The sequence below is a fragment of the Deltaproteobacteria bacterium genome (assembly GCA_016219225.1).
Lineage (GTDB): Bacteria > Desulfobacterota > RBG-13-43-22 > RBG-13-43-22 > RBG-13-43-22 > RBG-13-43-22.
In genome coordinates this window covers 1-13350 of sequence record JACRBX010000224.1, presented here as the reverse complement: position 1 = coordinate 13350, position 13350 = coordinate 1, and the positions used below count along the sequence as shown (strand labels likewise).

The 13350-nt window shown below is 52.7% G+C and carries 12 protein-coding genes; all 12 read right to left on the bottom strand.

Annotated features, from left to right (window positions below; genetic code table 11):
- Positions 1-4: 4 nt before the first annotated feature.
- The gene (locus tag HY879_18825) at positions 5-1393 is read right to left on the bottom strand and encodes a nitrogenase (GenBank protein ID MBI5605392.1); all 1389 of its coding nucleotides are present in this window, start codon (positions 1391-1393) and stop codon (positions 5-7) included.
- A 125-nt stretch (positions 1394-1518) separates the two neighbouring features.
- Positions 1519-2922, bottom strand: a complete 1404-nt coding sequence (gene nifE / locus HY879_18820; GenBank protein MBI5605391.1) for a nitrogenase iron-molybdenum cofactor biosynthesis protein NifE — start codon at positions 2920-2922, stop codon at positions 1519-1521.
- Positions 2923-3082: 160 nt separating this feature from the next.
- Positions 3083-4459, bottom strand: coding sequence for a nitrogenase molybdenum-iron protein subunit beta (locus HY879_18815; protein ID MBI5605390.1), 1377 nt, complete (start codon positions 4457-4459; stop codon positions 3083-3085).
- Between the two features lie 15 nt (positions 4460-4474).
- Complete coding sequence (gene nifD, locus HY879_18810; GenBank protein MBI5605389.1) at positions 4475-6127, bottom strand: nitrogenase molybdenum-iron protein alpha chain; 1653 nt, start codon at positions 6125-6127, stop codon at positions 4475-4477.
- Between the two features lie 67 nt (positions 6128-6194).
- On the bottom strand, positions 6195-6575 hold the full coding sequence (locus HY879_18805; GenBank protein ID MBI5605388.1) for a P-II family nitrogen regulator: 381 nt from the start codon (positions 6573-6575) through the stop codon (positions 6195-6197).
- Entirely contained in the window at positions 6572-6925 is a 354-nt protein-coding gene (locus HY879_18800; protein MBI5605387.1) for a P-II family nitrogen regulator, read from the bottom strand. Before HY879_18800 ends, HY879_18805 begins: the two co-directional genes overlap by 4 nt.
- 23 nt (positions 6926-6948) lie before the next feature.
- Complete coding sequence (gene nifH / locus HY879_18795; protein ID MBI5605386.1) at positions 6949-7773, bottom strand: nitrogenase iron protein; 825 nt, start codon at positions 7771-7773, stop codon at positions 6949-6951.
- A 369-nt stretch (positions 7774-8142) separates the two neighbouring features.
- The gene (locus HY879_18790; GenBank protein ID MBI5605385.1) at positions 8143-8472 is read right to left on the bottom strand and encodes a YnfA family protein; all 330 of its coding nucleotides are present in this window, start codon (positions 8470-8472) and stop codon (positions 8143-8145) included.
- Positions 8473-8564: 92 nt separating this feature from the next.
- Positions 8565-10109, bottom strand: a complete 1545-nt coding sequence (locus HY879_18785; GenBank protein ID MBI5605384.1) for a sigma 54-interacting transcriptional regulator — start codon at positions 10107-10109, stop codon at positions 8565-8567.
- 156 nt (positions 10110-10265) lie between these two features.
- Entirely contained in the window at positions 10266-10607 is a 342-nt protein-coding gene (locus HY879_18780) for a P-II family nitrogen regulator (protein ID MBI5605383.1), read from the bottom strand.
- Entirely contained in the window at positions 10591-11367 is a 777-nt protein-coding gene (locus tag HY879_18775) for a type 1 glutamine amidotransferase (GenBank protein MBI5605382.1), read from the bottom strand. Before HY879_18775 ends, HY879_18780 begins: the two co-directional genes overlap by 17 nt.
- A gap of 211 nt (positions 11368-11578) precedes the next feature.
- The coding region (locus HY879_18770) for a hypothetical protein (protein MBI5605381.1) at positions 11579-13350 on the bottom strand (1772 nt) is incomplete at its 5' end.

The following is a 13350-nucleotide window of genomic DNA, read 5'->3' as shown; positions in this document are numbered from 1 at the left end:
CGCATTAAATATAGCTGTATCCCACTGCTGATCGTTCCTGCCCCGCTTCGATCAGGGCATTGACCACCCGGTCGAAGAGCTGCTGCGTCCCCCGGTAGCCTACATGAAGGATGCGCTGGCCGCCGATCCGGTCGTGGATGGGAAAACCCACCCGCACCAGGGGGACCCCTAATTTTCTGGAGATAAAATAGCCCTTGCTGCTCCCCATGACCATATCAATGCCCATGGTCCGGCAGGTATCCAGCATGTCGGCAAAGTCGGTATCTTCGCAAATCAAAGGTTCTTCCGGGCAGTTCTTGAGGCCGGACAGAACGGTCTCTTTAAATTTCCCGGTACAAGCCCCAGTGGCGCACAAGGCCGGAACGATGCCGATCTCGTCCAGCCAGGAGGCCAGAGCGGCCACAAAATCCGCTTCTCCGTAAATGATGGCCCGTTTCCCATAGACATACTTGTGGCCGTCGATATAAGCATCAACCAAGCGACCCCGTTCTTGCTGATATTTCTGTGGAATTTCCAGTCCGGACCATTCCTTAAGCGCTTTAAAAAACAGGTCCGTTTCCCGGATACCGACCGGGATGCCGAGGGTCAAGGACTGGACCCCGAATTTTCCTTCCAAAAAGGTGGCGGCCGTGTTAAGCCCTTTGAGGCTTTTTCCGAACTGAATGGTGGCCTGGGCCCGGCCCATGGCCCGGATAGCCTCTATCGTGGTACCCCCGGCAGAAAGCTTCTGATACTCCTCCCAGGATTCTCCGTCCAGCGTCTCTGAATAATCGGGCAGCAGGGTATGGCCTATACCGAAATCGGATAAAATTTCCTTGAGATGCCGTAGATCCTCGGCGGAAAGAAACCCGGGGATCAGGTTCAGCCGGTCGGTGTGAGGCCCTCCCCGGGCCAGGGTCTCTACCGTGGCCCTCAAGGCCTCCTGAAAACCTTCCAGATGCGTACCCCGGTAACTGGGTGTCGAGGCATGGATGATGACCGGCAGGGACTCATCCTTGTTGCTTTTGCGGTACTGGTCGATATAAAGCTCCACGTCATCACCGATGGTCTCTGAAAGGCAGGTGGTACTGATTCCGATCGCCGCCGGTTGATATTGGCGTCTCAGGTTATCTATGGCCGTCTTCAGGTTGTCTCCGCCGCCGAATATGGCGCTTTGCTCGCTGAAATTGGAAGAGGCGATATCAATGGGTTCCTTGAAATGACTGATAACATAACGACGGATATAGGTGGAGCAGCCCTGGGAACCATGGATCAAGGGGATGCAGCCCTCAATGCCCCTGAAAGCGATGCTGGCGCCCAAGGGTGCACAGAGCTTGCAGGCATTCCTGGTGGAAGTAAAATTCCGCGAGGTTATTTCAAGATTGAATTCCTCTTTTGTTTCAGTTTTTATCATTTTTCACCTCACCATTTGCTATCAGCCTCATTAATCGGTGGGTTCCGTTATCTCTCCACCCACCCTACCTTTTGTTTCCAATGCAGGAAAATCACTTTCTCCGAACTCTGAACTCCGAACTCAATTTAGGTGCTAAACATAGCTTTCGTTATTTCTTCACTGAAGGTTTGTTCCATAGTTGCCCTCCGCTGCCGGGCCGGAGAAAATTGCCAGACCGGGCTCATTATTGAGGCATAGACTTCCCGGCAGAAATTGAGCATGCCTTCAAAGCCGGCCAGGGCGGTCTTCCGTTCATGGTTATGGTCGCAGAAGGCTGCGCCCATCTTATAGGCAATAGGCCTCTCCTTAACACCGCCGATCAGGAGATCCACATCCTTCTCCATCATGAACCGCGAAAGTTCTAATGGGTTGGTATCATCCACGATGATGGTGCCTGCGTCACATATTTCCTTCAGATACTCATAATCCTCCGGGTTACCGGTCTGGGAGCCGACGATGGCGGTTTGGATGCCCAGGTGGCGCAAGGCCTTGACCAGAGAGAAGGCCTTGAAAGAACCCCCCACATAGATGGCAGCCTTTTTCCCTTCCAGAGCCTTTCGGTAATGCTGCACCTCGGGATAGATGCGGTTCACTTCGCTCCGGACCAGCTCTTCCGTCTTTCTCATCACCTGAAGATCGTCAAAATGACGGGCCACGCTGTAGAGGGCCTCGGCCGTATCCTCGATTCCGAAATAGGAAACCCGCTTGAAAGGGAGGCCGTAGGTCTCTTCCATCATCTTGGCGAGTTGGGTCATGGAGCCGGAACATTGGACCACATTGAGACCGGCCCGCGAGGACTCCCGTATTTCATCCACCCGGCCGTCCCCGGTGATACAGGAAACAACCTTTATCCCCATCTGCCGGTAATATTCCTTAATCATCCAGGTCTCTCCGGCCAGATTGAAATCCCCGAGAATATTGATGCTCAGGGGAAAACCGGGCTGCCCGCCACCTTCGACAACCAGCCGGAAAAGGGCTTCGCAGGCGGCCTTGTAACCGTCTTTTTTGGTTCCCCTGAAACCTTCCGAGTGCACCGGGATGACCGGAATGCCCTGCTCGGCCTGCACCTTTTTGCAGACCGCCTGCACATCATCACCGATCAGGCCGATGATACAGGTGGCATAGACGAAGGCCGCCTTGGGTGCATAGGCCTTGATCAGCTCCGTAAGGGCGGCATAAAGCTTCTTCTCCCCGCCGAAAATGACTTCCTTTTCCCGAAGGTCCGTAGAAAAACTCAAACGGTGGAGTTCCGGTCCGGAAGACAGGGAGCCGCGGATGTCCCAGGTATAGGCCGCACAACCCACCGGGCCATGGACCAGATGCAGGGCGTCGGCGATGGGATAAAGGACCACCCGGGAGCCGCAAAAGACGCAGGCCCGCTGGCTCACCGAACCGGCCAGGCTGGCCTTTTCACAGACGATTCCCCGGTCCCCCGTTTCAGCCCCTTTTTGAAAAACCTGTTTTTTTCTATCCTTTAGGATCTCGATCATTGTGAATCTCCTAAATAGGCGCAAGGCGCAAGGCACAAGGCGATAGGAAAAACCCTTTTCCTCAAACCCAGTGCTAATCTTTTAATGCTTGAATTTTTTATTCTCATTATGTTTTTTCTCACACCTTGTGCCTTGCACCTTACGCCTTGTGCCTGCTTTTCTACATCACCAATTCAAAACTCTCCTCCGGCGCATCCCGATCCTGCCGGTCCAGAATGGCCTCCAGTATCTTTTCAAGAAGACGCAAGGCCCCGCGGTATCCGGTGATCGGGAAATACTGGTGGCCCACCCGGTCATAGATGGGGAAGCCCATACGGATCAGGGGGATGTCTTCGTCGCGGGCTATGTGTTTTACATAGGTATTGCCGAAAAGGAGATCCGGCTTGGCGTTTTTAATCAGTTGGTGGAATTGGAACATATCCACCCCTAAGCCTTCTTTGACAATCGTTTTTTCTCCGGTCAACTCCCGGATACGCCGGACAAATTTCGGCCCGGCCGGTGTTCCCGTAACCACATAGAGAACCTCCATATCCATATCGGTGAGGAACTGGGCCAGAGAAACCAGGTGGTCGGGATCACCGATTAAAGCCACTTTTTTTCCGAAAAAATATTGATGCATGTCGGTGAGCACATCCACCACCTGGCCCCGTTCTACCATGAGGCTTTCCGGTACGCTGACGCCGGCTGTTTTTCTTAAACAGTCAACGAAGGTATCCGTGGCACTGAGTCCGATGGGAAGATCCAGGCATTCAAAAGGGACCTTGCATTTGGTATCAAGAAGTTTGGCCGCCGGAAGCGAGGCCGTTCTTCCCAGGGCGAGCGTAAAGGTGCTGTCTCCGGCGCTTTTGATGGCTTCCATCGTGGCGCCGCCCTTGGGATACATGTGGAATTTGCCATCCAGGGGACTGTTCACCACCCCGGAGGTGTCGGGAAACAGGACCGATTTGATACCCATTTCCAGGCTGATCCGTTTCATCTCGGCCATATCGGAAGGTTCCACATAACCTGGAATGATATTGATCTGGGGGATCTTCTTTCCCGACCGTTCCGACAAATACTGGACCATGGCCGAAGTCATGTTGGCAAAACCGGTGACATGGGAGCCCTTGAAACTGGGGGTATTGGCATGAATGACCGTTTTCCCCGGAGGGATCTTTCCATCGGCCCGGGCCTTGTTGATGATCTGAGGCAAATCGTCGCCGATGACCTCCGAAAGGCAGGTGGTATTGACGGCGATGATGTCCGGGCTGTAGATGGTGAAGATATTGTTGATGGACTCCACCAGATTGGCCTGGCCGCCGAAGACCGAGGCCCCTTCGGTGAAGGAACTGGTCGTGGCCATGATAGGGTCCTTATAGTGCCTGGTCAGGGCGCTGCGATGGTAGGCACAGCACCCCTGAGAACCGTGACTGTGGGGAAGACAATTATGAATCCCCAGGGCCGCATACATGGCCCCCACGGGCTGGCAGGTTTTGGCCGGATTGATGGTCAGCGCCGATCGATCCGTTATTGTTTCGGGTGTATGTCTTAACAACATGATGTGCTCCTTTCCTTATCCATTCCATCCATAGCTGCCGGCCAGCTCGGGATTTTCCTGCCAGGGGGCCTTCACAAAACGAAAGACTTTGGAATTGACCAGCCGGTCGATCTCCCGGTAGAAATTAATGGCCCCCCTGAAACCGGCATAAGGCCCGCTGTAATCATAACTGTGAAGCTGCTTGAGCGGTATGCCGCCCTTCTGGATGACATACTTTTCCTTGATGCCGGCGCAGAAGATATCCGGCTTGTATTTCTCAATCAGGACCTCGGTTTCATAATGGTTCAGGTCGTCGATCACCAAACTGTTGTCGGCCATTTGCGGCATCAGACCTTCATAATCGTTAAACCGGAACCCCTCCTGACGGAGCCTTTCGATCTCGGCCGCCCCTTTTCGCGGCCGGAAGCGCGTCCCGTCCGGCCCGACGGTCAATTCCTCTATATTACGGGTATCGGCATCAACGGTGATGGTAGGGATGACCTTTCGCCCTTCATAGTCGTCACGGTGGGCAAACTCGTATCCGGCCGAGATGGTTTTCATGCCGATCTCCTCGAAAAGCTCCTGATAATGGTGGGCCCGGGAGCCCCCCACGAAGAGCATGGCCAGTTTCCCCCGGCATCTCGCCTCGACTTCCTGGCGGACCTTCTCCACCGGGGCCATCTCTTCGGCGATGACCTTTTCAACCTTCTCGGTCAGGGTCGCATCGCCGAAATAAGCGGCGATCTTGCGCAGGGACTTGGCCGTGGCCCTGGCCCCCACAAAATTGATCTTGAACCAGGGGATGCCGTAACGCTTCTCCATCATCTCGGCCATATAGTTGATGGAACGGTGACACATGACCACGTTCAGATCGGCCGTATGGGCGCTGGCGAATTCGTCGTACTCCGAATTGCCGCTGAAGGTGGAATGGACGGTTAATCCGCAGGCCTCGGTAATACGCTCGATTTCGAAGGCATCCCCGCCGATGTTGTACTCACCCAGGAGATTGAGCCGGAAAGATCCTTCCTTGGGGGCTTCAAGCTGGCCCACCACATCGGTAAAGACCTTGTTGTTGGCAATATGATGGCCGGCCGACTGGCTCACCCCCTTATAACCCTCACAACTGAAGCCAAAAATATTGACCTCGGGATACTTCTCCTCCATCTCCCGGGCCACGGCATGAACATCGTCTCCGATGAGTCCCACCGGACAGGTGGAGAAGATCCCGATGGCCTTGGGATGAAAAAGTTCGATGGCTTCCTGAATGGCCTTCTTCAACTTTTTTTCGCCGCCGAAGATAATTTCCTCCTCCTGCATGTCGGTGGACAGGGCATAGGGCATGTAATTCGGATCATCGAGGCTTTTCGGCCTGGTCTGATTACGCCGGGTTAGCCAGCTATAAAACCCGCAGCCGATCGGGCCGTGGGTAATCTGAAGGATGTCACGGGTCGGACCGAGTACCACCCCCTTGCAGCCGGCATAGGCGCAGCCCCGCATGGTCAGGATACCGGGAATCGTCCGGGTATTGGCATGGATCTCCGGTACCTGTTCGCCCTCATCGACTTTGTTGACCACGATTTGCCTGGCCCGACGACGGGCCACCTTGGCCGGATATCTATTAAGTATTTCTTTTTTTACTTCGCTTGGGTCTATGTGAAGCTCCGCAGCATTATTTCCTGGTGCAGCCATACTTTCCTCCTTCTATAATTCTTTGATTCCCCATTCCGAAATCCGAAATCCGCATTCCGCATTCTGGTTATCCTTCATCCAGGGTTTCATCGCCGGTTTCACCGGTCCGAATGCGAATGACATCAAAAACAGGCAGGACAAAGATCTTGCCGTCTCCCGGCTTGTTGGTGCGATTTACCGCAATAATCGTCGAGACTGTCTTATTGATAAGCTTATCGGGAACGATAATCGATATCATCCTTTTTGGAATCAGCCTCTGGCTGTTTCCGAGTTGGGCGATGGCCTCTTCATAGCCTTGCTCCGCCCCTTTCAACAGGTCGAGATCAACGAGGCCCTTGCCGCGGCCCAGGCATTCCCGGGCATGCATGGAGGATATGCCGGCTTCAACCAGGGACTTTTTGGTCTGGTTGATCTTATTCATCCGGATTATGGCCATGACCTCTTTCATAGGACCACCTCCTCTGTCCCGGTCGCCGTCTCCTTGATTCCGGAGCTGACGGTGTAGACCTCGTCCACGGGAGAAACAAAAAGCTTCCCGTCCCCAAAAGCACCCTTATCGCCGGTCCGGGCGGCTCCCAGAATGGTTTTGATCACCAGATCCTTATCCACCTCGGGGACGACTACTATCAATAATTCCTTGGGTATTTCATCGTAGGTGATATCCCCGATCTTGATCCCCCTCTGTTTGCCACGGCCTGAAACGCTCATCCGGGTTACAGCCGGAAACCCCTCGGCCATCAATTTTTCCAGAACCGTATCGACGCGCTCCGGCCTGACAATCGCTCTTATCATTAACATGGTGTATTCCTCCTCTTGCTCTATTACTGGTCGACCCCATACTTGATGAGAATCGACTCGAGTTCATCGGTGGTCATCGGCTTGGGAATTACGAACAACTGGTTTCCATCGATCGCCCTGGCCAGCTTGCGGTATTCATCGGCCTGGGCTGTTGAGGAATCAAAATCGATGACCGTCTTCCGGTTGATTTCCGCCCGCTGCACCACATTGTCCCTGGGGATAAAATGGATCATCTGGGTACCCAATCGTTCGGCCAACATTTCAATCAACTCGCTTTCGTTATCCACCTTGCGGCTGTTGCAGATCAGTCCGCCGAGACGCACACCGCCTGATTCGGCAAATTTGACGATCCCCCTACAGATGTTATTGGCCGCATACATGGCCATCATCTCCCCGGAGACGACGATATAGATCTCCTTGGCCTTACCGTCGCGGATGGGCATGGCGAAACCGCCGCAGACCACGTCGCCCAGCACATCATAAAAGGCATAATCCAGCCCGATGGATTCGGAGTAGGCCCCGAGCTGTTCCAGCAGGTTGATGGAGGTGATAATCCCTCTTCCGGCACAGCCCACACCCGGTTCCGGTCCGCCTGATTCCACGCAGCGGGTCCCTTTATAACCGACCTTCAAGACATCCTCAAGGTCCAGGTCTTCCCCTTCGGCCCTGAGTGTATCCAGGACCGTCTTTTGCGACAGCCCACCTAATAACAAACGGGTTGAATCCGCCTTGGGGTCGCATCCCACCACCATGATCTTCTTGCCCATCTCCGCCAGGGCCGCGACCGTATTCTGGGTGGTGGTCGATTTCCCGATGCCGCCTTTCCCATAAATGGCTATTTTTCTCATGTGCGTTTCTCCTTTCGACAAATCAATCAGTCGCAACCCTATAGGGCAAGTAATATGCCAATAGATCAATGTGCGTCAGGCAAAGGATGGGGATAAAGAAAAAACCCTTTTGAAAACCAAGGGGATGGAGTGCTTTATTTTTTTTAAAGAGAGGGTCCGGGAGGCGATCAAGGCCCTGATTCTGCAGAGGCAGAAGCTACTTAAAAGTAGGATTTTTAATCAAAGGATACCGAATAGTAGGGAATGATGATTTCGGATTTCGAAATGACGAGGGGACTTTGTTTCACAGAGTTCATTGGTGCTTCCTGATCCAAGGGGAAGTCCCAATGAGGGGAATCCGGGCAAATCAAGAAAAAGGTTTTTTAAGAGTCAGCCACGCGGCCAGTACATGATAACCAAAACACCGGCCAGGGAAATTCCCCCGCCTATCAGGTCAAAGCGATCCGGAGGAATTTTATCAATTTGCCAACCCCAGAGCAGGGCCAGGACGATAAAGAAGCCCCCGTAAGCGGCATAAACCCGTCCGAAATGGGCCGGCTGAAGAGTGGGGACGATTCCATAAAGGACCAGGATAATGGCCCCCATCAAGGCATAAAGGAAGCCTTTCCTCTCCCGGAGCCACTGCCAGATTAGATAGCCGCCTCCAATCTCACAAACCCCGGCCAACAAGAAATAGGAGAGGGACTTGACCATTTCTATCATAATTTTTCTTTTAACCTCCTTTTAAAAACATGTTTCACCCTATCCCGGGAGAGTGCAATGTGCTGGTTTGTTATTACAGGCCTTGGCTGCTACTTGAATTTGGCGGGATCAATTCCGTATTTGGTCACCCTAAGCCCGATCATCCGCTCCGTAATCCCCAAGGCTCGGGCCGCTTTGGCCAGGTTGCCCCTGGAGCGTTTCAATTCCTCTTCGATGATCTCTTTGGCCATGCCGGTCATCATGGCTTTAAAAGGGCCGCTCTTCCCCTGTCCGCCGGACGGTTCGCTTCTTTGCAGGTTCGGCGGGAGATGATAGCCGTGGATTACGCCATCGGCGCAGAGAATGATGGCCCGTTCCAGACAGTTTTCCAGTTCCCGCACATTTCCCGGCCAATGATAATGCATCAGCATGTCAGTGGCGGTCGTCGATATCCTGGATATTTTCTTGCCATGTTCTTTACTGTATTTTTCGATGAAATGATCGGCTAAGAGCATAATATCGGTCTTCCGCTGCCGCAAAGGGGGGACCATGATGGGAAAGGTATTCAACCGGTAATAAAGGTCCTCACGGAATTTTCCCTCCCGGATGAGTTCTTCAAGATTCCGGTTGGTAGCCGTAATGATGCGAACATCGACCTTAATGGTGGTGTTTCCCCCGACCCGTTCAAATTCCTTTTCCTGAAGGACCCGCAAAAGCTTGGTCTGCACCAGAGGCGGCAGATCGCCGATCTCGTCGAGAAAGATCGTTCCCTGATGGGCCAGCTCGAAACGGCCCTGGCGCGCACCGGTGGCGCCGGTGAAGGCCCCTTTCTCATGGCCGAACAATTCGCTTTCCGCCAGGGATTCAGGCAGGACCGCGCAATTGACTTTCACAAAGGACTTATCGGCCCGGTTGGAGTTGTAATGAATGGCATGGGCCACCCGTTCTTTGCCTACCCCGCTTTCACCGAGGATCAACACCGTGGCATTGGTCCGGCAGACCTGTTCGATGAGGGAATAGACGTTCTGCATGGCCTTGGAATTACCCACGATGGTCTTCGGCTTATATCTGTTTTTTAACTCATCCTGAAGGCGCTGATTTTCCTCCCTGACCTTTTCAAGCTCCTCCTGAGCCCGTTGGCGCAGCCTTACGGCCTGAGAAATACTGGAAGCGATGATGGTCAGAAGGCGCACATCCTCTTCAAGGGACACCATCTCACCGGCCAAACGGTCCGCCGAAAGGGTCCCGATCACTTGACTGCCGATTTTTATGGGAACACAGATGAAGGCGAAATCACTTTTGTTGAGCTTTTTTCTCGAACCGGTCCGGTCGAGAAATAGCGGCTCTTCGGAAATCCGGGGGATAATGGCCGGTTGACCGGTTTCAAAGACCTTGCCGGTGATCCCTTCCCCCCGACGGTACCGGCCCTTGGCCTGTTCCTCGGGCCGAAGGCCGTAGGCCTCTTCAATACCGATCTCCCCTTTGTTGCGGTTGAGAATAGTGAGCGAACTCCGGAGCAGCCCCATATACTCGGTGGTCATCTGGAGAATAGGCTGCAATACGGTTTTGAGGTCCAGGGCCTCGCTCAACTTGGTGCTGATTTCAAAAAGCAAAGTCAGCTCTTTTATTTCCCTGGATTCCTTACGGCCGGACATACACGTTTTTACTCCTATATTTCGGATTTCGGAATTTAAAGAAAACACTCCTTCGATATTCATTATTCGATATTCGATATTCGCATTTTCGTGCTTCGTCGGTGCCCCCATGTGGCCTGATCGACAAAACTTTGTCGATGTTGATTGACTAAGCCCCTAAACCAACGTCGCCCCGGCAAGTGCCGGCTCTATCCGGACACTGGTTTCAATCGGTTGAATAAAGATTTTACCATCTCCCACCTTCCTGCGGCTATCAGCCATTTGAATGATAGCGATGACCTTTTCGGCCATTTCCTGCTCTACCACCACCTCGAACCTGATCTCGGGCTGGAAATCGGAAGTCTGTTTCTTGCCTCGGAAAAACATGGGCTGACCTTTTTGCACCGCCAATTCCTGGACCTTTGAGACGGTCATCTCTTTAATCCCTAAATCATTAAAAGCCTCTTTAACGTTATCCAGTTCAAATAGATGGATCATCGCTCTAATTTTCTTTAGCATAACAGCCTCCCAATTTTTTAATCTCATTTTTATATTTTCCGGAAAGTTTTTCTATTAATTTCAAATATCCCAAAAAGAAAATCCTGGCCTGGGCATGGAGTCTATCCAGGTAAATGCGGGCATCCACTAAAATGTCTTCAGGGGTCAGGGGTTGGGGTTCGGCCAATGCGATCGCCTTCGCCCATAGAGAAAGCCAGGTTTTTATCATCGGTTCGGTTACTTCCAAATGGAACTGGAGTCCATAAGACAGGGGGCCGAAACGAAAAGCCTGGTTCGGGAAAGCCCGGTTCCCGGCCAGGCAAACGGCCCCCGTTGGGAGATCAAAGGTTTCTCCGTGCCACTCAAAGACCAATAAGTAGGGCTCAAGCTTTGAAAACAAAGGATCTGTTTTGGCCAGAGGCGTTTGATTGACCCAACTCCAACCGATCTCTTTATGGGGGCCGGGATAAACCCTGGCCCCTAAAGCCCGGGCCATGAGCCCGGCCCCGAGATTTATCCCCAGGACCGGGGAACCGATTTTAAGGGCCTGGCGAATAAAAGGAATTTCTCTTTTGAATAAAAAAAATCCATTGCTGACAGGAAGATCCATTGGGCCGCCCAGGATCATGATCATCCCGAATTCATTCAGGGACAAGGTCAACAGAGATTCCGAAAACAGAGGCCGGATTTCTAATTTCCACCTCTGTTCCTGAAGGATCTCCTCAAATAGCCCCGGAGGTTCGTCCGGGGTCTGCTTCAATAGTAGAGCGGTTTTTGGCATAGGTCTCCCACTTCAACCAATCACGACAACATTACATAAAGCAGAAACCATGCCAAGAGAGGGAACAGGCTATTTGTTTATGTTATTTCAATAAGTTAAAATTAATTTGGGGATATTTTCCGAAATCGAACAGATTACAAAAAAGAAATTTTTTTATTTAATATTTCATTTTTGTAATTTGTCGATGTCGATTGACTAAGCGACTAAGGATCTACATCTTAACCAGGGTGGCCCAGGGGACGATAATTTCCAAAGGAGAGGCCTCTCCATGGATATATCGGGAGGTCCGGTATTTGTCCGACTTTTCGAAATGTTGGTTCTCGATAAAACCATGGTCGGAAAAGAGGATCAAAGCGGTCCGGGGGGGAAGCTCCCGGAGCCGGGGCGCCAACTCTAATTGAAGATATTGCCGGACATTTCGGAACAGATGTTCGAGCGTCCCTTTTTCCGTATGCACCCGCTCATCGATTCCGCCTATCTTCCAGACCGTCGGCTCCGCCCCAAAGCCCGTATCCCCGGTCTTTTGAGCGGCCTGGTTAAAAAATTCCAGTTGCCTGGGAGTGGAAGAAGGGAAATGGGCCCAAAGGGCACCCTCCTGGAGGATCCGGAACTGATTGGCCAGGGGGCCGAAAAATTCCTCTTTAAGATATTCCCACAAGTCCCAGCGCATCCCGTCCAGGAAAAGGAAAATCCGGTCCCCTCCTTCCGGAAGATTTCTCTGGCAGAAATTCCGGGAAAGAAGGTCTTCCACCATTTTCGGCCTTTTACCGGCCTCGCTTTCCCAGAGGGGAAGGGCCTGTTGATAAAACTCGGCAAATTGTTTAAAGAACAGCAGGGATCCCTTTTCATTTTCCGCCAATCGTTCCCTTACCGGGGAAGGGATGTTGACATCCATCCGTTCCAATCTGACCGGGAATGTTGCTAAAAGATGGGCTAAGGGACTCAGGTGCTGAAGATAAAAAGATTCCCATTTCTGAAAATCCTGGGGCGGATTCGACTCCCTGCGTTTCAAGATCAGGGCCTTCTGACGGATGGTATCATAATCCTTTAAGGCCTCAGCCATCCGGGCCTGTTTGGCATTAAAGTTGGATGCTCCGGCCGGCAAGGGCGGCTGGTCTTCGGAAGAAAACCGTCCGATGGTCTTCTCTGCCTCGGGCAGGGCCAGAATTCTTTCAAAGGCTTCCCGGAGGATGGAGACGAAGAGCGTCTCTTTACCGAAGACGTCGGCGGCCCTTTCTTCATCCAGTAGTCTCCAGGCCCTGGCTGGAAATTCTTCCTCCTTTTCCACTTCCTCGATGATTTCTTCAAAAAGGGCCGGTTCTTTCTGCCTCAGCAGCCTGGCGGCCAGGGAAAGCTGCGCAATCAGGAGGCCATTCCTTTCTTCTTCTCCATTTCCCAGGGAGGGGAAAAGAGGAATGATCTTTTGAGGAGAAAGGCCATAGCCTTCGATCCAGAGGGAAAGAAGGACAGCCTGTTTGAAAACGGTCCGGCCCGTCTCCTTCATCAGAGGCAGCAGGTGCGGAAATTCCGCCTCCACAAAGGCCGGAAATTTTTCCTGCCCCTGCGGCTCACCGCCGGCCTCTCCCCGGCCCAGGAAGTGAATGAAGGTTGAAGGCAAAATCTCCCCCTCTTTCAGCCACTCCCGTATAATCTTGTAAAGCTGCGGCAGGGTATATTTCCGGCGGATGAGTGCCTGATAAAGCTGGTCGAGATCGCGGTTGATGACCACCACCCTGCCTCGAAAGGCTTCATTGATGCCCTGAACGGCCAAAGGGGTCAGGGCCTGATCAAGCTCCGGCAGAAGGTCGTCCGTCTTGGAGCTGGAAACGTTGAGGACCCGGCGGATGGCCGAGGCCTTCTCCGTTTCCCCTACTTCTTCCAGCCCCTTCAAAAAAGGAAGGAGTTTCTCCTGATAAGTGGGAGAATTCAGCGCTTCCAGGGTCTCCCGGATGCCGAAATCAACAGACTCTTCGATCTGGCGGG

Coding starts and splice junctions, on each gene's coding strand:
- HY879_18825 (MBI5605392.1), bottom strand. CDS start 1,393: ATGATAAAAACTGAAACAAAAGAGGAATTCAATCTTGAAATAACCTCG.
- nifE (MBI5605391.1), bottom strand. CDS start 2,922: ATGATCGAGATCCTAAAGGATAGAAAAAAACAGGTTTTTCAAAAAGGG.
- HY879_18815 (MBI5605390.1), bottom strand. CDS start 4,459: ATGTTGTTAAGACATACACCCGAAACAATAACGGATCGATCGGCGCTG.
- nifD (MBI5605389.1), bottom strand. CDS start 6,127: ATGGCTGCACCAGGAAATAATGCTGCGGAGCTTCACATAGACCCAAGC.
- HY879_18805 (MBI5605388.1), bottom strand. CDS start 6,575: ATGAAAGAGGTCATGGCCATAATCCGGATGAATAAGATCAACCAGACC.
- HY879_18800 (MBI5605387.1), bottom strand. CDS start 6,925: ATGTTAATGATAAGAGCGATTGTCAGGCCGGAGCGCGTCGATACGGTT.
- nifH (MBI5605386.1), bottom strand. CDS start 7,773: ATGAGAAAAATAGCCATTTATGGGAAAGGCGGCATCGGGAAATCGACC.
- HY879_18785 (MBI5605384.1), bottom strand. CDS start 10,109: ATGTCCGGCCGTAAGGAATCCAGGGAAATAAAAGAGCTGACTTTGCTT.
- HY879_18780 (MBI5605383.1), bottom strand. CDS start 10,607: ATGCTAAAGAAAATTAGAGCGATGATCCATCTATTTGAACTGGATAAC.
- HY879_18775 (MBI5605382.1), bottom strand. CDS start 11,367: ATGCCAAAAACCGCTCTACTATTGAAGCAGACCCCGGACGAACCTCCG.